The organism is Planktothrix sp. FACHB-1365 (assembly GCF_014697575.1).
In the GTDB taxonomy this organism is placed as follows: domain Bacteria; phylum Cyanobacteriota; class Cyanobacteriia; order Cyanobacteriales; family Microcoleaceae; genus Planktothrix.
In genome coordinates, this window is sequence record NZ_JACJSC010000004.1 from 130853 (window position 1) to 150347 (window position 19495).

A 19495-nucleotide genomic window follows, 5' to 3' on the forward strand; every position below is an offset into this window, starting at 1 on the left:
AGAATACCAGAGTCCTGTGGACTCACAGCAACAGTAGGAGGATAGACCTCGGTGAACAAACGCTGGAGAAATGCAGGGTTATACGCCCTGCTCGCCATTGTCGTCTTAGCATTAGCAACCGCCTTTTTTGACAAACAGCCCCAAACGCGGGAAAGCTGGAAGTATAGTACCTTTATTCAAGAAGTCAAGAGTAATAAAGTTGAACGGGTCAGCCTGAGTTCTGATCGTTCCAGAGCCTTAGTCACGGCTCAAGATGGGAATAAAATTTTAGTGAACCTCCCTAACGATCCTGAACTGATCGATATCCTGACTCAAAATAATGTTGATATTTCGGTTCTACCCCAGAACGATGATAGCTTTTGGTTTAAAGCCCTCAGCAGTCTGTTCTTCCCCGTTTTGCTCTTAGTGGGTTTATTCTTTTTATTGCGTCGCGCTCAGAATGGCCCTGGTAGCCAAGCCATGAACTTTGGCAAGTCCAAAGCGAGAGTGCAGATGGAACCCCAAACCCAAGTCACCTTTGGGGATGTGGCGGGTATTGAACAAGCTAAACTCGAACTCAGCGAAGTGGTAGACTTCCTGAAAAATGCTGATCGGTTTACGGCTGTCGGTGCGAAAATTCCCAAAGGGGTGTTATTAGTCGGCCCCCCAGGAACCGGGAAAACCCTGTTAGCCAAAGCTGTTGCGGGTGAAGCCGGAGTTCCGTTTTTTAGTATTTCCGGTTCAGAATTTGTGGAAATGTTCGTCGGGGTCGGTGCATCCCGCGTTCGTGACTTGTTTGAACAAGCCAAAGCCAATGCGCCTTGTATCGTCTTTATCGATGAAATTGACGCCGTTGGTCGTCAACGGGGGGCTGGTTTAGGAGGGGGTAACGATGAACGGGAACAAACCCTGAACCAGTTATTAACGGAAATGGATGGGTTTGAAGGTAATACGGGAATTATTATTATTGCCGCCACGAACCGTCCCGATGTTTTAGATGCTGCTTTAATGCGTCCAGGTCGGTTTGACCGCCAAGTCGTTGTTGACCGTCCCGACTATAACGGCCGTTCAGAAATTCTCCGGGTTCATGCACGGGGTAAAACCTTGGCTAAAGATGTGGACTTGGACAAAATTGCCCGTCGGACTCCTGGGTTTACTGGGGCGGACTTATCCAATTTGTTGAACGAAGCCGCAATTTTAGCCGCCCGTCGCAACTTGACGGAAATTTCAATGGATGAAGTTAATGATGCCATTGACCGGGTGTTAGCGGGGCCTGAGAAGAAAGATCGGGTGATGAGCGAAAAACGTAAAACCCTTGTGGCTTATCACGAAGCGGGTCACGCTTTAGTTGGGGCGTTAATGCCAGACTATGACCCCGTACAGAAAATTAGTATTATTCCTCGTGGTCGGGCTGGGGGGTTAACCTGGTTTATGCCCAGTGAAGAACGCATGGACTCCGGTTTATTCAGTCGCTCTTATTTGCAAAATCAAATGGCCGTCGCCTTGGGTGGTCGGGTGGCTGAAGAAATTATCTTTGGGGAAGAAGAAGTTACGACAGGCGCTTCTAATGACTTACAACAGGTGACTCGTGTTGCGCGTCAAATGATTACTCGCTATGGCATGAGCGATCGCCTTGGCCCGGTGGCTTTAGGTCGTCAACAAGGTAATATCTTCCTGGGACGGGATATTATGTCAGAACGGGATTTTTCCGAAGAAACCGCCTCTGCCATCGATGAAGAAGTTCGTCAACTGGTGGATGAAGCTTATAAACGGGCTAAACAAGTATTAGTAGAAAACCGCCATGTTCTGAATCAATTAGCGGATTTGTTAATTGATAAAGAGACGGTAGATGCGGATGAACTGCAAGACTTATTAGCCAATAATGATGTAAAAATGGCTGCGATCGCTTAATTAAAAGGTTCAATATTAAAGCGATTTAAAAAGAACAGGGCTGGATTTCTCAACCGAAAAACAGCCCTGTTTTTTATTAAAATTAGTCGGGGGTTTTGATCAGACTTTAACCGCGTTTGAATTAACGTAGAAAGCAACTCACAAGCCACAAAATCGTAAAAGTGATTAGAGAAATAAACTGTTCTACTGCTAAGGGTGTTCCAATCAATGAACTGAGTAAACTCCCCAACAACAACCCCGTAATTAAACCTGTCACCGTTAATAAAACGGCTCGACCAAACTTATTTTCTTTGCGGTTGAGAAAATACAGACAAGATCCAACCCCCAAGGCTAAGGTCAGCGTTAAAATTGAGTCGGGCGAACCGGGATATAAACTTAAACCCCCTAACGCCGCATAAATTCCCGATGGCCATAGCAGATCAGCACGGCTAGGAGTATCCAGCAGTTGTTGTAACCAATTGGGTTTTTTGTTCGCTGGAGGTTGCAAACCGGGCGGGGGAGTTGGGGTCGCTCGTTCAGGAAAACGAATCCGTTCAGGGACTTTAATTTTGCCCTCTTGTCGCAGTTTTAGCCGATCCATCAAAATGGCATCATAAGCTGCTTCAATGGATTCAAGCAGCTTACGTTCACCACTATATTGTTGTTTTAGGCGATCCCGGGCTTCCTGAATTTCATCAAAGGAGGCATCAACGGTAACCCCAAGCTGTTCGTAGGGACTTTGCTCGCTCATCGGACTTTTATTTATACCGTTTTATTAACTGTAAGCTTAACTCAATCTCTATCCAAAGCGTTGCTCTGTTGAGAGACTTTCACTGTTACTTCCATATTAAATGATTTTGCCGTAGGGGTGGCGTCCCTCCCAACCCTCTTGACATCTGGGGTGGAAGCAACGCCACTCCTCATTATTGGCTGACAATTCCTGACCATTGGACTTTTTTTAAGTTGTCTCGGCGGTAGGAGAAGAAGGCATTGGGGTCTTGATAGGTACAATAGGGAGCGATGGCGATTTGGTCGGGTGTAATCCCTAACTGTTCTAGCTGTAAGCGATTAAACCGTCGTACATCTAAGCGAACTTTATGGGGTTCAGGGTCGGGAAGTAAGGGGGAATTGGGGAGTTGATAGATGGGTTCTAATCCTTCTGCTTCGGTATCGAAAGCCAGACTTTCAGCTAACTGTGTGGCGACATCTAAAGAAACTTGATACACTTCCCCGGAAATAGCTGGCCCTAAAGCCACTCGTAAATCCTCTAATTGACTACCGACCGCTTGGAAATGTGCGATCGCTTCAGGAACAATTTTAGCAGCCGTTCCTCGCCATCCCGCATGAACCGCCGCCACTTTTCCGGTTTGAGTATCTGCAATTAACACCGGAACACAATCTGCTGTCGCCACCCAAACGGCTTCTGAGGAATTTTCTGCAAATAAACCATCGGCTTCCAAAAGGAGAATATCTTCTGCGGTTGAAGGCTCCAGAGGATCTACAGTTCCCGTTTTTAATACTACATTTCCATGCACTTGTTTAACTCGATACACTGGAACTGAAGGTTGTAGAACATCAACTAAATCGGAGGGTGTGCGAGGACTAAAGGAACGGGTAAAAAAGCCGTGTTGCCAATCTTTAAGCAAATTACAAGTTAAATAAGGTAATCCATCCCAGCTTTGCCAGTGCCAAGTGTGCATAAAATTACGATTAGGAGATATTGCTACTAAAAACTGCTTTGATTTTAACTGAAGTTAAACAATTTGCTGTGACCCTAAATTTATCTCGTTTACAATCTGCTTTACAAACCTTGATGGAGACGCGCCAGGGCACGTCTCTACTACCAACTATTCATTATTTTGATACTTTAGTTTCTACAAATCAAACGGCTTGGGAACTGTTAGAACAAGGTGAACCAGCAGGAACCGTTGTCATCGCTGGACAACAAACGGCCGGACGGGGACAATGGGGCCGACAATGGCAGTCGAGTCAGGGGGGGTTATTTTTGTCAAAAACCTTGGTTCTCAAGCTCTCTGTGGCTCAACAAGCCCAATTAACCATCTGTTCTGCCTGGGGTATAGCCACTATTTTGCGCGATCGCGGTTGTCCGGTTCAACTCAAATGGCCGAATGATTTAATTTTAAATCAGCGCAAATTGGGGGGAATTCTCACCGAAACCAAAATTTCTCAACATTATATTACCCAAGCGGTGATCGGAGTTGGCATCAACTGGAGTAACGTTGTTCCTGAAATCGGGATTAATTTACAAAGGTTTTTTGCTGATTCTGCAACAGCCTCTTCGATTCAATCCCTAGAATTTTTAGCAGCATTAGTTTTACTGGGATTAGATTTAGGCATTCAACAATTATCTAGTGCTACTATTAACAAAGTCTTAACGGATTATACCCATCTGTTAACCTGTATCGGCAAGCCGATCTCGATTGCAGATCAACAGGGTGTGATTGTCGGTATTTCGGAACAGGGAAACCTCCGAGTGGGTCTGTATCCCCAAACCGAAATCGGGTTTTCTCAAGAAATTGACCTGAAGCCCGGTACAATAAGTGTCGGCTACAGTTAAAACGGTTAGATCATCAATGGTTGTGTGAGGAAGATGACGGAACCCAGTTACCCCCTTAAAAAATATTCATCCCCCAAAACCCGACCCGGGCATTTACAGCAGTGGTCAGGACGTTATGCTCTCTTGGGTTTAAGTTGTCTGAGTGGTTTAGTGCTCTTGAGTAGCCGTGTCATTGCTACGGATGAGTTTTCGATTCCTGTAGAGAGTGAACCGATGGAAACCGTTGCTCCCGTAGCACCTGAAACGACTACAGAATATAGTGATCCTGCCTTTGTTCCTGATGCTGAACCCCCGGTTGAACCGGAAGTTACTTATAGCGACCCTGCACCCGTTACGGATAACTTTATAGAACCTGATCCCTATTATTCTGAACCCGCCCCAGAATCAACTTATTATCCTGAAACCGAATATAATTCCGAACCATCGGAACCGGAAATCCCTAATATTGTCCCGCCACCGCCAGAAGAAATTGTTTTACCAGACCCACCCCCCGCAGCAGATTCTCCGGCGAATGCTTATATTGATCCAACGGAGTACCAAGTGGGTGCAACGGATGGGTACGAAGCTCCCTCTAGTGTTGTATTTTCAGAACGTTCAACCGGATGTGAAACGGCGTTACAGTTGGGACAATCGGCGGGAGATTTATGCTCCCCAGTCTACCCGTCTGAACTTTATCAAGCAGAAAATAATCCAGTTCCCAATATAGAAAATACTCCCTATATTGGTAATACTCCCTATATTGGCAATACTCCCTATATTAGCAATAGTCCCTATATTGGTAATAGTAATAACTCAATTCCTAACCCCTTAGTTAATCCGGGAACGGTCGCTTCTGACTCTAATGGGTTTGTTGCTAACTCCTCACCGACGTTTGCGGGAGGTTCTGAAGAAAGTTATACCTCTTCTTGGCAACCTGAACCTGTTGATTATGGTTATGGTGGGTCATATTCTGGAGAAGTCGCTGTTAGTGGGTTTAGTCCGATTCAAGTCGGCCCACTTGCAGTCAGCAGCATGAGCAATTCGGGTTTGGCTTATTATAATCGCACCCAACGACCTGCGGCGGTTCGGGGAAATGGCGATACTAGCGTTCTTTTCCCCTTGAGTATTCCAGCACCGATTACTTCGTTGTTTGGTTGGCGACAACATCCGGTTCTGGGTTATGGCCGTTTTCACACGGGGATTGATTTAGGGGCTGATGAAGGCACTCCTGTTGTGGCGTCCTATTCGGGTCAGGTATCCATTGCAGATTGGTTAGGCGGTTATGGGATGGCCGTTGTCCTCAATCACACGGAAAAGTCTCAAGAAACCCTCTATGGTCACTTATCCGAACTGTTTGTGAAACCGGGAGAAACCGTTAAACAGGGGGAAGTGATTGGACGAGTGGGAAGTACCGGGATGTCAACGGGGCCCCATTTACACTTTGAGTTGCGGAAACTGACCAGTCAAGGATGGGTTGCTATTGACCCGCGTAATGATATTGAAGTGGCACTGGCTCAATTATTAAATACGATGAAGGTGGCGGAAGTTCCTTCGTCGGAGTTTATTGCCAAATTAGCAGAAAAAACGAAGGATGCAGAAACCGGAACACCTAAATTACCGCCTCTACCTCCTGGTATTGATGTGATGATTCCTAATTTAGAGCCTCCAACCCTTAACTTTGGATTTGCCGAAAATATTAAAAGTCCAGGGTAGAGTTTAAAAATAAATCTCATACTGCATTGGTACTAATCAGTCCTTAAAACCCTTAATTTTTAATCTTTTCGACATAACCCCATAAACTATAATCCCGACTTAACCAACCGTGAAAAAATGCCATTTGACTGGGATTTTCTTGAACCCGTTTATAACGATATAAAATCCGTTCATTCACGATTTGTAAGGCAGTATATTGGTTATTGCCACGTTCTAAAGCTTCACGGGTTTGTTGATCAAAGGTTCCGGTTTGAGGCAGTCCTAATGCTTGTTGTAGAAAGGTAATTGAGTTATTAATTCCAAAGTTAACCGCAGTATCAAACATCACAATTGCTAAAGCCGGGTGCATTTTTGCAGATTCACTTCCCTGCCAATAACTATTATAAATTTCGATTAATTCAGTTTCAGACATTTGGCTGACATCTAAGCCCGGTAAACCTCGGCGAGACCGATAAGCATCATATTCAGCTTGGGTAATTCCTCGGTAAGTTCTCCCCCCAATATCGGCGGGATGGTCGCTTAATCCCCCTTCAAAATAAAGGGTAAATCCTAACGCTGCATTGAATAATTTGGTTTCATAATCACTTCTAATTTTATTCCTAGCCCAACTTTGGCTCCCAATCGCTACGGAAAATGCTAAGGTGAGTAACACCATTCCGGTGATCGCTTGGGGTTTGAGTTTGGCTTTGAGTTGTTTAGGAAGCATTTGCTGCCAATTCCAATTCATCAGTTTAGAGGGGATCAAAGTTACCATAATCCTATTTAGCGCAGTCCAGACCGACAAGTCACAGTCTAGGATAACAGATCCGTGGACAGTTAGCTGTTAACAGTTGACCGTGTACATTAAAAATCGTGATAACTGTAAAAAATGAGCCAGACAGTAGTATCCTAGTTTCTACACTAGGGTCAACCCACGAGTGTCAATAACTGATAACTGATACAAGAGTGCGGAGTGCGGAGTGCGGAGTACGAAGAAATAACGCGCCCCGCACTCCGTACCTCGCACTTCGCACTCTTACTGATAACTGATAACTGATAACTGATAACTGATAACTGATAACTGATAACTGATAACTCAATGTCCGTGAATCCGAATCAATCCTCTGATCCCGTTATTATGCAGCCTAATAGTCCCCAAGGGTGGACAGAAGTGGCGGAACGTTATTATGCTCAGAAATTGTATGCTGAGGCGATTACCGCGTGTCAACAGGCGATCGCGATGGAACCGAACTGGGCGTTAGCTTATGTGACGATGGGGAATATTTATCAAGCCCAAAGTCAACTGCAAGAGGCGATTCGTTCCTATCAACAAGCTTTACAAATTAACCCCAATTTAGCCCAAGCCCATGCTAATTTGGGAAGTATGTTTTACCGACAAGGACAACTAGAATTAGCGATTAAAAGTTATCGCCAAGCAGTGAATTTACAACCGGATTTAGCCGCTGTTCATTGGAATTTAGCCAAAGTTTTAAAACACTTAGGACAGGATGCAGAAGCTCAAGTTTCAGAACAACGGGCTTTAGCTTTAAATCCGCAATTGGGTGGGGCTGAAGTTCTATTTAATCAAGGGAATCAATTGGCGCTCCAAGGAAAAGTAGAAGAGGCGATCGCAACTTGGAAAAAAGTGATTGAATTGAAGCCGGATTTTGCAGAAGCCTATGGTCAAATGGGAATGGTGTTACGACATCAAGGCAAATATAAAGAAGCCATTCCGGTCTTAGAAAAAGCCATAGAACTCAAACCGAATTTGCCCTTAGCTCATCAACATTTATGTGGAATTTACCGCGATAGTAGTAATTTAGCAGCCGCCCGAAAAGCGGTGGATCGGTATGTGGAATGTTGTGGTGAAATTGATCCGATCATGGCGGCAATTTATAATATTAGTACCTATCAAGTATCGGGGTTAAATTATATTGCTAAAGAGCGTTTTTTGAAGTTAGAATCTCAACTTTATTCTAAATTAGATCGAACCACTTTAGTAGAAATTAAATCTCTTTACTCTAATTTACTGTTTAGTATGCCCTATTTAAGGGATGATTTGAATAAAAATATTAAGCTTCATCATCGAATTACGAAACGATATATTGAGACTATTCTTAAACCGAAATATCCACAAGTTTCGGATCAGATTCCTGCCTCATTTCCCCACTCTCCCTTAAGAATTGGGATTTTATCGAACCATTTTAATCGCCATTCGGTCGGGTGGTGTAGTTTAGATGTGTTGCGGGAGTTATCGAATTTATCGGTTAATCTTTATCTCTATTGTACGGATCGCCTACAAACAGATGATCGCACACCGTTATTTGAAGCGATCGCCCATAAATTTTTTATTCCCAAATATTATCCCAATGGCTTACCCACACCGGAAGAAATTATTCAAGAAATTAAGACGGATGAAATTGATATTCTGTTAGATTTAGATGCCTTAAGTTTACCGATTCATGCTGATATTTTTTATCAAAAACCCGTTCCTATTTGTATTTCTTGGTTAGGGTTTGATGCGTTACAAATTTCTAATCAAACTTATTTTTTAGGGGATTCCTATACTCATCCTCAAGGAACTGAAAAATATTATACAGAACAATTGTTACGGATGCCAAACTCGTTTATGGCAGTTTCGGGTTTTAATCGAGATTTAGTTGAACCGATTAAAGTTCGACAATCTTACCGCATTAGTTCTGATCAAATTGTTTATTTATGTGTAGCTTCGGGTCGGAAATTTAATGCTGAATTAGCAAAAGCTCAAATTGAAATTCTCAAACAGGTTCCTGATAGTATTTTAATTTATAAAGGTTTGGCGGATCAAGACGTTGTGATTTCAACCTATCGCCAAGTTTGTGATGCGGTGGGGGTGGGAAAACATCGGATTAAATTCTTACCTCGTTTTCCCCAGGAGGAAGAACACCGAAAAATTTATGCGATCGCCGATATTCTGTTAGATTCCTATCCCTATAATGGCGGAACTCATACCTTAGAAGCATTATGGTTTAATGTTCCGGTGGTGACTCGAAAAGGAGAACAATTTTTATCGCGGATGGGTTATTCTTTCTTACAAGGATTATCAATTCAAGAAGGAATTGCTGAGTCTTGGAAAGACTATATTAACTGGGGAGTACGTTTAGGTCAAGATCAAGCGTTAAGAAAATCCGTTCAACAAAAGTTAATTCAATCTAAGCAATCTGAACCTTTAGCTCCGCTTTGGAATCCTCAACAATTTGCTCAGGATTTATATGATATTTTACAGCAATTAACGGTTAAAAAATCCTAGGGTGCGGCGGATTGATCCTGGCATTTGTTCGGTTGTCAATTCCGCCTAATGTACCCTAGCGTTAATCTGGATTAAGAAGCAAGGGCTATCTTTAAGTGGATTAAGCGTTCACGGGACTCTTGTTTAACTAACCCATCAATCGCTGCATTTTGTAATCGAATAAACGCTTCAAAATCTTCTTGGCTATATTTGGTGGTTTGTAACAATTGTCTAAGTTCTTCTTCAACGTTTAGAGTTAAATAACCTTGTTCTAAAGCTTGGTTAACCAGCTTATGGATTGCACCCATACTCAATAATTCTCCTAAATCTCAATAAAAAACTTAACCTCTGAAAGAATTTCTAGGTTATTAAAAGCGACAAGCACATTTAGATGGAAATACGAGGAACTCAAAAAATTGTTTGCTTTTCCGTGATTTTCAAGGGTTTAAAACCTCTATTTTTATTGTGATCAATTACAGGAACAGTAGAAAAAAAAGATGTTAAATTATTCCAGGCTTATAGATTGCTGTATCAAAACAGACATTTCCTGAACAGGCAGTTTTGTGGGTAGAGGGTATCTTTAGTTTATCTCAATTTTTCTGAAATGGCGAGTCTAACTCCAATAAACTCATAATGATGAGTTCAGGAAATTAAGGACGATTCCAAACCTTCACTTGTCCATCCCATCCGCCACTGACTATAGTTTTACCATCAGGACTAATAATTACTGCATTAATGTAACCAGAGTGACCTTTTAAATTGCCTTTTAATTGACCCGTTGCTAAATCCCATAGTTTCACCGTTTTATCCCAACTTCCACTAATTAAGGTTTTACCATCCGTCGTGATTACGATTGACCAAACCCCATCGGTATGACCGCTTAAACGACGAATAGGTTGACCTGTTTTTAATTTCCATAAAGCAATTGTTCCATCTGCACTTCCACTGGCTAAGGTTTCACCATCAGGACTAATGGCTAAGGATAAAACGGATAATTCATGACCTTTTAATGTCCGAATTAATTCTCCGGTTTCGATATTCCAAAGTTTAATACTACTATCTTTACTTCCACTGACTAAAATTTTACCATCGGGACTAAATGCGATCGCATCAACTAACTGTTCATGTCCGATAAAGGTTTTCAAGAATTGACCCGTTTTAGCATCCCAAAGTTTAATGGTTTTATCCCAACTTCCACTAGCGATTTTTTGACCATCAGGACTCAACCCAACAGCTAAAACCGCACTATTATGGGCTGGAATCGTTTGAATTAAGGGTAATGTTGCTGATTTTAATCCGGTGGCTAAATCCCAAATTTTAATCAATCCATCTTCACCCCCCGTGACTAAATATTGACTATCTCGACTGAGGGTAATACTATGAATAGATCCTTGATGAGCACTTAGGGTGCGAGTTAGTCCACTGGTGGTCACATTCCAAATCGAAAGGGTGCCATTACTATTTCCAGTAATAATATAAGGAAAAGATAACGCTAAGGCTAAAATTTCTCCTGATTGTTCTGTAATTGTTGTTGCTAAAGAAAAAGAATTATTCACCGCAGCAACGGTATTAGGAGGGTTGGCGGGAGAATTTAGATCACGATTAGTGGTGACAGGTGCAGAATTATTTGGGGGGGTGGGAATTGAAGATAATCTTGCGGTTTTTCGCCAATCTAAAAAATAATTAATTGGGATTCCCGCCGAAACAATTTTATCGGGATTTGTACCTAACTGAACAATTCCATTGACTCCAATTACCTTTCCTTCGGGATCTAAAATTGGGCCGCCACTCATTCCACTTCTGACTAAATTCGTGTAAACTAAACTATATCCTAAACGGGGTTGTTGACGTTCGCTGAGGGTTCCATTGGTACTTAAAAAAAGTCGCTGTCCGAGGGAACTTCCTGAACGGGGCCATCCGGCTACATAGATGGAACTCCCCGGCTGAATTTGATTAGAATCAGCAGAAATTGCCACAGGATACCGTTGGGAACTACTAAAGGGAATTAAGGCTAAATCGAGGTTAGGAAGTTGTTGAATTAAACTATAATAAACAAAGTGGCGTTTACCATCGGAGGTGACAATTTCATAGTCTCCCACACGATTAACAACGTGCCAATTGGTTAACACATAATAAGTATTTCCTTGCTTTTCTACAATAAATCCCGATCCGCCTTTTGGGCCATCAATTCTAACGGTAATTTCTCCCGCAATGGTATTGACTTCGGCGGGAGATAAGGCAATTTCTTGAGGGGTAGAGATGGGGAAAGGAAAAGACTGAGGGAGAACCGGAATCGCAAGACTCATCAAGGGAATACTGAGAACAATTGCACCCCGGTTTTGATGGAAAATTTTAATAAAATTTTTCAGTAAATTCATATTAAATCAAACTTATTCAATCTTAAGATATGATCGAGTTTAACGTAAGATCGGCGTTGATTGCGACAACCCTGATGAGTGCCTTGTTAGGATGTGCTTCGGGACAATCTTCTTCAACCTCGGATTCAAAAATTCCCCAAAAGTTTGTTGCTGTGACTCAAATTGTAGAACATCCGTCTTTAGATGCGACCCGGAAGGGAATTCAAGATGAATTAGCAGCGGCTGGATTGAAAGCCGGAGAAACCTTAAAATGGGAGTGGGAAAGTGCCCAAGGCAATCCTTCAACCGCAACCCAAATTGCGAATAAATTTGTGGGGGAAAACCCGGATGTAATTGTTGCAATTGCGACTCCTTCCGCCCAAGCTTCGGTAGCCGTCGCAAGAAATATTCCGGTAATTTTTGCGGCTGTTACTGACCCTTTAGGGGCAAAATTAGTCAATAATTTAGAAAAACCCGGAGGGTTAGTAACGGGAGTAACGGATTTATCTCCGATTAACAAACAGCTTGATTTAATTCAAGAAATAACTCCAACGGTGAAACGATTAGGGGTAATTTATAATGCTGGGGAAGCGAACTCGGTTTCCTTAGTAGATTTATTGAAAATAGAAGCGACAAAACGGGGATTAACAGTGGTGGAAGCGACTGCAAATCGGTCAAGTGATGTGGCAACTTCTGCCCGGAGTTTAGTGGGGAAAGTGGAGGCGATTTATATTCCAACGGATAATACCATTGTATCCGCTTTAGAGTCAGTAATTCAAGTGGGAATTGACAATAAAATTCCGATTTATGCCGCCGATACGGATTCAGTTAAACGGGGAGCTATGGCAGGATTAAGCTTTAATTATTATGATGTCGGGCGACAAACGGGAAAGGTCGTCTTACAAGTTTTAAAGGGGGAAAGTCCGGGGAATATTCCCGTAAAATCTGTTGAGAAACTCCAACTCTTTATTAATATGAAATCAGCGACAGCAATGGGGGTAAAAATTCCTGAATCTGTGTTAAGAAAGGCAGATCAAAAGATTGAGTAGAAGGGGAATCAAGTTTCCTATAGTTCACTAGCTTTGATCAGAGGTAAACGGACAATAAAGGTGGTTCCAATCCCGATTTGACTATCAACCCAAATTTTACCTCTGTGAGCCTCTACACAATGTTTAACAATGGCTAAACCTAACCCTGTACCGGGTATAGACCCTACATTTTTAGCGCGATGGAAGGGTTCAAAGAGTAGGGGAAATGAATCGCTCGGAATTCCAATGCCTTGATCTTGAATACAGAAATCAATGGTTTGATTTTGAACCACTACATCAAATTGAATGCTGTGAGATTGCGGAGAATATTTAACGGCATTTTCTAATAAATTCATTAAAATTCTTCTTAATAAATTAGAATCCACAACAACGTCTTTAAAACTCAATTTTAAATCCAGATTAATTTGATAGTTTTCACCCGAAGTTAAGTGTATTTCTTCAACTAATTGGTGACAAAAAACATCTAAATTGATCACACTCGGTTGATATTGAAGTTGACCGGAATCCGCTTCTCCAATTAATAAAACTTCATCTAATAATTGAGCCATATTTTTACTAGCAGACCGAATCCGTTGAAATAAAGTCACTTTTTTTTCTTGGGATAATTTCTGCTCATAATCTTGCAGTAATACGGTGGAAGCCAAAATCGTATTTAAAGGATTTTTAATATCATGAGAAATCATGGAAACAAATTCAGATCTCAGTTGATTTTGTTCCTGAGCTTTTACTAATTCTTGGGTACTTTCTTGGACACGCATTTCTAAAGCTTGATTCATCGCTTTTAAACTTTCCAAGGTATGCTTTCGTTCAATGGCATAGCGCAAAGAACGCACTAAAACGGTTCCATTGATTTGTCGTTTAATTAAATAATCTTGTGCCCCCTGACGCACCGCCCTAATGGCTAATTCATCGTCATTGGTATTCGTTAAAACGACAATCGGTAAACTGGGTATTTTTTCAATCAAACGCGCTAAGGATTCTAACCCTTGACTATCGGGAAGGGTTAAATCTAATAAAACGACATCAAAAATCGTGTTCTCTAATTCCTTTAAGGCTTCTCCTAGACGTTTAACATGAACCACACTGAAGGGTTGACACAGAGAATCTTTCAACAATTCCTGCAAGAATCGCGCTTCAGCGAGGTTGTCTTCAATCAACAAGATTTTCACTGAACTAGCGGGCCTCATCGTTGAATTGCTCCCCTCCCTTCCTAATAAGGAGAAAGATGAAGAAGAGGCAGAATAAAGAACATAGGAACTTGGACTTTTCGTAGGTTCGCAATAGCGAGGTAAACTTTCTGAATCTACGGAAAATACATACTGAGCTTCTTGTTTCTTCCAAGTTCCTTCAGGGTTCCAAATTTGCCGCATTATTAATCCTTCTCCTACTTAAAAGGATAATTTAATCACAAGGTAAGGTAACAGTTTTCAGCCAAAATTCTTCTATTCCTCGCACAATTGTAAAAAGTTGGCTCAAGTTACGAGATTTTGTAATATAACAATTGACATGAAGGTTATAGCTATGATGAATATCCTCTTCATTGTGGGAAGTCGTCAAGACAACGACAGGAATTCGTTTTAAGCTAGGGTCAGCTTTAATCTCAGCTAAAACTTCACGCCCATCCTTTCGGGGTAAGTTTAAATCCAGAAGAATTAAATCGGGGCGAGGTGCATCGACATATTCTCCTTCTTGGCGAAGATATGCCATGGCATCAACCCCATTTCTAACGGTTACAACTTCATGCGGGAGTTGGCTATCTTTTAAGGCTTCTTGGATGAGACGGATATCGGCTTTATTATCCTCGACCAAAAAGATCATTTTGGATTTTTCGTCCATTTCGGCGCTCACGTTCGCGTCCTCCTACAGGAATTGTAAAGTAGAATGTTGAACCTAAATCAAGTTCAGATTCAACCCAGATTTTCCCCCGATGGCATTCTACAATTTTTTTACAAATTGCTAATCCCATACCTGTACCGGGGTATTCATCTCGCGTGTGCAGACGTTGGAAAATGATAAAAATTCGTTCTGCAAATTGCGAATCAATCCCAATTCCATTATCCTGAACTGAGAACAACCAAGCATCTTCAATCCGTTGTGCTCCGATATGAATTTCTGGCGGTTTATCACTCCGAAATTTAATCGCATTGCCAATTAAATTTTGAAACAATTGCATCAGTTGAGTGCTATCCGCCATCACCGTTGGCATAGGGTCATGGGTAATGATAGTGCGACTTTCTGCAATGCGTTTTCGTAAGTTGGATAACGCTCGATCTAAAGCGGTTTCAACTTCAGTAAATTGAAACTCAATCCCCTGCATATCCACTTTAGAATAGGCTAACACATCATCAATTAGGGTTTGCATTAAACTCACCCCTTCAACGGCATAGGTAATAAATTCCTTAGCATCGTCATCGAGGGCTTTTTGATAACGCATTTCTAACAGTTGTACATAGTTTGCTACTTGATTTAAGGGCTCTTGCAAATCATGAGATGCCACATAAGCAAACTTTTTCAACTCGGCGTTAGACCGTTCTAAATCATGGGCTAATTGGGCTAATTCATCCGCTTGTCGCAGGACAATATTAATAATGGCTTTTCGCAATTCTAAAGCCATTTTAATTTCAATCTGTTTCCAAGGGAGAGATTTTAAGCGAACGGTTTCTTTCCACTGTTCAAAGGATTTTCGAGGAGAGAGAAAAACTTGACCGTCGCTGTGGGTGGTTTCAAAGGCTTGACTTGGATTTCCCCCCCATTTCACTGTTTGAATGACTTCAGGACGAAACCACAGGACATAATTTTTATTAGAAATGGGAATGGCTAACACCCCACTTCCAACGGCTTTAAATCGTTCAGCATCGGAATAAATTCGAGGCAAAGAATCGGTATAAAAAGCTTCTTCATCGCCCTGTTTCCGCAGCCATTGAACTAAGAAATTTAAGTCTTCTTCGGGAGGAGTTTCACCGATTAAAGTAAATTGTCCTCCAAAATAAATGGCAGCCCCTTGAGCATTGGTTAAATCTAATAAATTAGGTTGATGTTTAATTAAACCATCAATAAAGTTTTCTTCCTGAGCCATATAATCAATCAAGGCTGATTGAATATAGGTTAATTGAATCCGATAGTCATAATCTTCTGTTTCTTCCCGTTCAGAAAGTTCAGAAAAAATTACTCGTCCTAAAAATTCGCAAGCTTTCCGTAGTTCATAGGAAACATATTTGGGGGTGAGGTGATGACAGGCAATTAATCCCCAAAGTTTTCCTTCTTTAATTAAGGAAATGGTTAAGGAAGAACCGACTCCCATATTGTGTAAATATTGCAGATGGCAAGAAGAAGGACTGCGAAGAATAGAACAGGTTAAATCGGTCGGTCGATGGCTGATGGGATTGACTTCTGGAAACAGTTTAACGGGTTCGGTAGCCGCATCAGGAATTAAGCGAATCCAATTAGAACTAAACATCCGTCTTGCGGGTTTAGGGATATCTGATTCAGGATAATGTAGCCCTAAATAGGGTTCCATTTCCTCGCGTTTTTCTTCAGCAATAACCTCTCCATGTCCATCTTCATCAAATTTATATAACATCACCCGGTCAAATCCGGTGACTTTTCGCACTTCCTTGACAATAATTTGACAAAAATCTCGTAAATTTGCAGAAGCTTCAAGTTGATTAATCGAAACTCTGGCTAAATGATAAAAACTTAAGAACGGAATATTTTCTTGGGACGTTGTGGGTTCTAATTCTAAAACTAAATACCCTTCGGAATTACGATGAAAGACCCCATCAAAAATTACATAATCATCGCCTTTAACTCGGAACCAAATTTTAGTCGGGTTAATAAAATCCAGGTTATCTTGTTTGAGTCCAGTTTCTATTCGTTCCATTTGAAACGGGTCAAGTAAATCCGACAAATGGTTATGAACCATTATTTCAGGAGAAATCCCTAAAATTGATTCAATATTACTACTGACTTGTAAAATTCTGAGGTCGGGTTCTTCTAAAACGAATAACACGCCATGAGGTTGAATTTGGCTTAAAATATGGATGGGTTGTTCATCTAAATTTCTTAAGCTCAACCGATTGTCTTGTATGTTTATCTCTACCATAACGATTCTCCTGAATCCATATTGACCGGGAAATGAAGGTGATCCTGATGCAGATTCCCTCTCCCTTCTTTGTGAATCCCTGGCGTTGAATTTGATTTTGCCTCAACGAGTGGATTTATAAATCTCAGAAACAAAAGGCGATTTTTGGTAAATTCCTCCCCTTAGACTTAACTTGATCAAGGCTTTCAAGGAATTGAAAAATGCTTCAAACCGAACGGTAGAACTCCTATTTGCTTATAAACGTAACTCATCCATTTCCCCGCCGAAGTCAACCTGATCTGAGTTTTGATTTAAAGATTGCACGTTGAGGGTTTAAGATGATTTTCCTCGGCCCTTATAGGCTGTTATCTCCTTAGTATAGCATTTGTTCAAGCTGTCAAAAAGGATTGAAATAATACTAATTTGAGATATTTCCCTATAATTCTTTATTTTTGTTTAAAAAAGTATACATACTCACCGAAGGAGTCAGGAGAAAGGAGATAAAAATCAAGGATTAGCCAGATTAAAACCTTTAATTTTTTTAATCTAAAGAATTCGCTGTTTAATTCTCTAGGTCTCCTGACATAGAAAAAAAAAGTCTTGAGCCCCGGCTTAATATCTGAACTCAAATCAAACTTTATATAGCGCTACGCATTACGGTGTTTGACATTTTTAAACTCTAAAACCCTTTCACTTCTTACTGTTCCCTGTTCCCTGTTCCCTGTTCCCTCGCGCGTAGCGCTATAGTTTAGTTTCTTAAGGGCTCATAACGCTTGATTGATTCAAAACCCACTCCATTAATCCAGGGAATAATCGATAGGTTTCTGTCGCTAATACAGCAGGGCCAACGATCACTTCACTTTGTTTTTTCTCAACCGCATTCCAAATGGCTTGAGCAATATCTTCCGGTTGACTCACCCAGGTAGACGCTAAAGCAGAGTCCAAACGTTGACGCAATTGTTCAATTTCTAACTCATTTTCCCCTCGAAATTGCGCTCGTTCCATAAAATTACTATTAATAATACCCGGATGAACGGCACAAACCTGAATCCCCTTTTTCTGTACTTCTAATCTCAAGGATTCCGTTAATCCAACCACAGCATATTTACTCGCACAATAGGCAGCCATTTGCGGAAAAGGAATTTTCCCTCCAAAGGAACCTACATTCACAATAGTTCCCTGTTTTTGAGCTAAAAAATGGGGTAATAAAGCATGAATTAAATTGACATAACCAAAGAAATTAGTATTCATTAATAAATGCCAATCTTCTAAAGTTGTATGTTCAACGGATGCGGTCAAACAAATCCCAGCATTATTTACTAAAACATCAAGGGTTTCATAATAATCTAAAGCTTTTTCGACTAAATAGCGAACCTGATCAATATCGGTGACATCCGTAGGAATCGCTAAGGTTGAAACCCCTAATGATAAAACTTCCTCCGCAACAGCTTCTAAACGTTCGGGTTCCCGTGCTGCTAAAATCACATTGTAGCCCTTCTGTGCAAATAATAAAGCGGTTGCTTTACCAGTTCCTTGAGACGCGCCTGTAATTAAAACGGTTGATGTCATAGGATAAAATCATGGGTTTATGCTTTATAAAGTAACGCATAAATTAACAAATGAGCAAAACTTAGGTTAAACTTTAGAGATTAATTCCTTGATTTTATTAAATAGAAATGCAGCGTTTTTATTACCCATCTCCTAGGTTTGTTTGGGGAGTGGTTATAGTTGGGGTCATGGCGATTTCAGTCGGTTCGATTTTAGTGCGGCTTGCTTTAAATGCTGCGGATCAAAGTGGTATTGGTTTTAGTTTAGTGATGGCAGCGATTCGCTTAACGGGAGCAGCTTTAATTGTATTACCAACCGCCTTAAAAGTTCAATGGCGATCGCTTTCTTTCCAAGCTTTTAGTTATGCAGTCGCAGCCGGATGTTGTTTAGCGTTCCATTTCGCCACCTGGATTACCTCTTTATCCTATACTTCCATTGCGGCTTCTACAACTTTAGTGACCACGACTCCAATTTGGGTGGCAATTTTATCCAAATTTTGGTTAAAAGAAAAACTCTCTTCCCTAAAAATTTTAGGAATTGCAATTGCATTTTTAGGGGGAATTATGATTGGCTTGAGTGAGACTCAAGGAGGAGATTTTTATTCTAATCCTTTACTGGGGAATAGTTTAGCATTAATTGGAGCTTGGGCAGTCAGTTTTTATTTAATGTTTGGGCGAGAAGCTCAACAACGGGGATTTTCCGTTGGGGGTTATGTCATCGTTGCTTATACTGTTGCATCAATGATTTTATTACCCTTACCGTTGATGTTGGGTGTGGGTTATACCGATTATCCCGCTACGGTTTATTTATATCTTTTATTAATGGCAATTGTGCCTCAATTAATCGGTCATACCAGTTTTAATTGGGCGATTAATCAAATCTCTCCTACTTTAGTTACTTTAGCCATTTTATTAGAACCCATTGGCGCTAGTTTTTTAGGTTATTTATTCTTCAATGAAGTTCCTCCCTTAACCGTATTAATCGGGGGAATAATTGTTTTAACAGGAGTTGCGATCGCGGTGATTAATTCTGAGTTAAAATCAGGAATATAGGGCGGTGCGTGCGCGGAGCTTA

General features: G+C 41.1%; 15 protein-coding genes. 6 read left to right on the forward strand and 9 right to left on the reverse strand.

Translation table 11 applies throughout. The annotated features are described in order from the left end of the window. Nucleotides 1-51: 51 nt before the first annotated feature. Nucleotides 52-1890 carry an ATP-dependent zinc metalloprotease FtsH3 gene (ftsH3, locus tag H6G57_RS07995; protein ID WP_190517492.1) on the forward strand — a complete coding sequence of 613 codons (1839 nt, stop codon included), beginning with the start codon at nucleotides 52-54 and terminating at the stop codon, nucleotides 1888-1890. Nucleotides 1891-2011: 121 nt separating this feature from the next. Here ftsH3 and H6G57_RS08000 read toward each other — a convergent pair whose 3' ends face one another. Next, nucleotides 2012-2620, reverse strand: coding sequence for a CPP1-like family protein (locus H6G57_RS08000; RefSeq protein WP_190517493.1), 609 nt, complete (start codon nucleotides 2618-2620; stop codon nucleotides 2012-2014). Between the two features lie 172 nt (nucleotides 2621-2792). Further along, nucleotides 2793-3569: a peptidoglycan editing factor PgeF gene (gene pgeF, locus H6G57_RS08005; protein WP_190517495.1), complete on the reverse strand. Its 777-nt coding sequence runs from the start codon at nucleotides 3567-3569 to the stop codon at nucleotides 2793-2795. Nucleotides 3570-3589: 20 nt separating this feature from the next. Between pgeF and H6G57_RS08010 the strand changes: the two genes are divergently transcribed. Together H6G57_RS08010 and H6G57_RS08015 are read left to right on the forward strand one after the other, a co-directional pair. After that, nucleotides 3590-4447, forward strand: coding sequence for a biotin--[acetyl-CoA-carboxylase] ligase (locus tag H6G57_RS08010; RefSeq protein WP_242048903.1), 858 nt, complete (start codon nucleotides 3590-3592; stop codon nucleotides 4445-4447). A gap of 33 nt (nucleotides 4448-4480) precedes the next feature. Then, complete coding sequence (locus H6G57_RS08015) at nucleotides 4481-6139, forward strand: M23 family metallopeptidase (protein ID WP_190517497.1); 1659 nt, start codon at nucleotides 4481-4483, stop codon at nucleotides 6137-6139. A gap of 52 nt (nucleotides 6140-6191) precedes the next feature. On the opposite strand, the gene H6G57_RS08020 is transcribed toward H6G57_RS08015, so the two are convergent. Next, nucleotides 6192-6893 (reverse strand): glycoside hydrolase family 108 protein, encoded by a 702-nt coding sequence (locus H6G57_RS08020; protein WP_375539511.1) that lies wholly within the window; start codon nucleotides 6891-6893, stop codon nucleotides 6192-6194. Between the two features lie 324 nt (nucleotides 6894-7217). On the opposite strand from H6G57_RS08020, the gene H6G57_RS08025 reads away from it, so the two are divergent. Further along, nucleotides 7218-9407, forward strand: coding sequence for a tetratricopeptide repeat protein (locus tag H6G57_RS08025; protein WP_242048904.1), 2190 nt, complete (start codon nucleotides 7218-7220; stop codon nucleotides 9405-9407). Between the two features lie 71 nt (nucleotides 9408-9478). Here the strand turns inward: H6G57_RS08025 and H6G57_RS08030 are convergent, their stop codons facing one another. Together H6G57_RS08030 and H6G57_RS08035 are read right to left on the reverse strand one after the other, a co-directional pair. After that, complete coding sequence (locus H6G57_RS08030) at nucleotides 9479-9694, reverse strand: hypothetical protein (protein ID WP_190517499.1); 216 nt, start codon at nucleotides 9692-9694, stop codon at nucleotides 9479-9481. Nucleotides 9695-10036: 342 nt separating this feature from the next. Then, nucleotides 10037-11764 carry a trypsin-like peptidase domain-containing protein gene (locus H6G57_RS08035; protein WP_190517500.1) on the reverse strand — a complete coding sequence of 576 codons (1728 nt, stop codon included), beginning with the start codon at nucleotides 11762-11764 and terminating at the stop codon, nucleotides 10037-10039. Nucleotides 11765-11793: 29 nt separating this feature from the next. Between H6G57_RS08035 and H6G57_RS08040 the strand changes: the two genes are divergently transcribed. Continuing rightward, on the forward strand, nucleotides 11794-12792 hold the full coding sequence (locus H6G57_RS08040) for an ABC transporter substrate-binding protein (RefSeq protein ID WP_199314084.1): 999 nt from the start codon (nucleotides 11794-11796) through the stop codon (nucleotides 12790-12792). A gap of 17 nt (nucleotides 12793-12809) precedes the next feature. Here H6G57_RS08040 and H6G57_RS08045 read toward each other — a convergent pair whose 3' ends face one another. From H6G57_RS08045 to H6G57_RS08060, 4 genes are all read right to left on the reverse strand, one after another. Then, nucleotides 12810-14162: a hybrid sensor histidine kinase/response regulator gene (locus H6G57_RS08045; protein WP_242048905.1), complete on the reverse strand. Its 1353-nt coding sequence runs from the start codon at nucleotides 14160-14162 to the stop codon at nucleotides 12810-12812. A gap of 31 nt (nucleotides 14163-14193) precedes the next feature. Next, nucleotides 14194-14610 carry a response regulator gene (locus H6G57_RS08050; protein ID WP_228041397.1) on the reverse strand — a complete coding sequence of 139 codons (417 nt, stop codon included), beginning with the start codon at nucleotides 14608-14610 and terminating at the stop codon, nucleotides 14194-14196. Further along, nucleotides 14588-16894: an ATP-binding protein gene (locus tag H6G57_RS08055; RefSeq protein WP_190517502.1), complete on the reverse strand. Its 2307-nt coding sequence runs from the start codon at nucleotides 16892-16894 to the stop codon at nucleotides 14588-14590. The genes H6G57_RS08050 and H6G57_RS08055 overlap by 23 nt, the downstream gene beginning before the upstream one ends. Before the next feature lie 735 nt (nucleotides 16895-17629). Further along, nucleotides 17630-18442, reverse strand: a complete 813-nt coding sequence (locus H6G57_RS08060) for an SDR family oxidoreductase (protein ID WP_190517504.1) — start codon at nucleotides 18440-18442, stop codon at nucleotides 17630-17632. Between the two features lie 167 nt (nucleotides 18443-18609). Between H6G57_RS08060 and H6G57_RS08065 the strand changes: the two genes are divergently transcribed. Then, entirely contained in the window at nucleotides 18610-19473 is an 864-nt protein-coding gene (locus H6G57_RS08065; protein WP_242048906.1) for a DMT family transporter, read from the forward strand. Nucleotides 19474-19495: the final 22 nt, after the last annotated feature.

Coding starts and splice junctions, on each gene's coding strand:
- H6G57_RS08000 (WP_190517493.1), bottom strand. CDS start 2,620: ATGAGCGAGCAAAGTCCCTACGAACAGCTTGGGGTTACCGTTGATGCC.
- pgeF (WP_190517495.1), bottom strand. CDS start 3,569: ATGCACACTTGGCACTGGCAAAGCTGGGATGGATTACCTTATTTAACT.
- H6G57_RS08015 (WP_190517497.1), top strand. CDS start 4,481: ATGACGGAACCCAGTTACCCCCTTAAAAAATATTCATCCCCCAAAACC.
- H6G57_RS08020 (WP_375539511.1), bottom strand. CDS start 6,893: ATGGTAACTTTGATCCCCTCTAAACTGATGAATTGGAATTGGCAGCAA.
- H6G57_RS08025 (WP_242048904.1), top strand. CDS start 7,218: ATGTCCGTGAATCCGAATCAATCCTCTGATCCCGTTATTATGCAGCCT.
- H6G57_RS08030 (WP_190517499.1), bottom strand. CDS start 9,694: ATGGGTGCAATCCATAAGCTGGTTAACCAAGCTTTAGAACAAGGTTAT.
- H6G57_RS08035 (WP_190517500.1), bottom strand. CDS start 11,764: ATGAATTTACTGAAAAATTTTATTAAAATTTTCCATCAAAACCGGGGT.
- H6G57_RS08040 (WP_199314084.1), top strand. CDS start 11,794: ATGATCGAGTTTAACGTAAGATCGGCGTTGATTGCGACAACCCTGATG.
- H6G57_RS08045 (WP_242048905.1), bottom strand. CDS start 14,162: ATGCGGCAAATTTGGAACCCTGAAGGAACTTGGAAGAAACAAGAAGCT.
- H6G57_RS08050 (WP_228041397.1), bottom strand. CDS start 14,610: ATGATCTTTTTGGTCGAGGATAATAAAGCCGATATCCGTCTCATCCAA.
- H6G57_RS08055 (WP_190517502.1), bottom strand. CDS start 16,894: ATGGTAGAGATAAACATACAAGACAATCGGTTGAGCTTAAGAAATTTA.
- H6G57_RS08060 (WP_190517504.1), bottom strand. CDS start 18,442: ATGACATCAACCGTTTTAATTACAGGCGCGTCTCAAGGAACTGGTAAA.
- H6G57_RS08065 (WP_242048906.1), top strand. CDS start 18,610: ATGGCGATTTCAGTCGGTTCGATTTTAGTGCGGCTTGCTTTAAATGCT.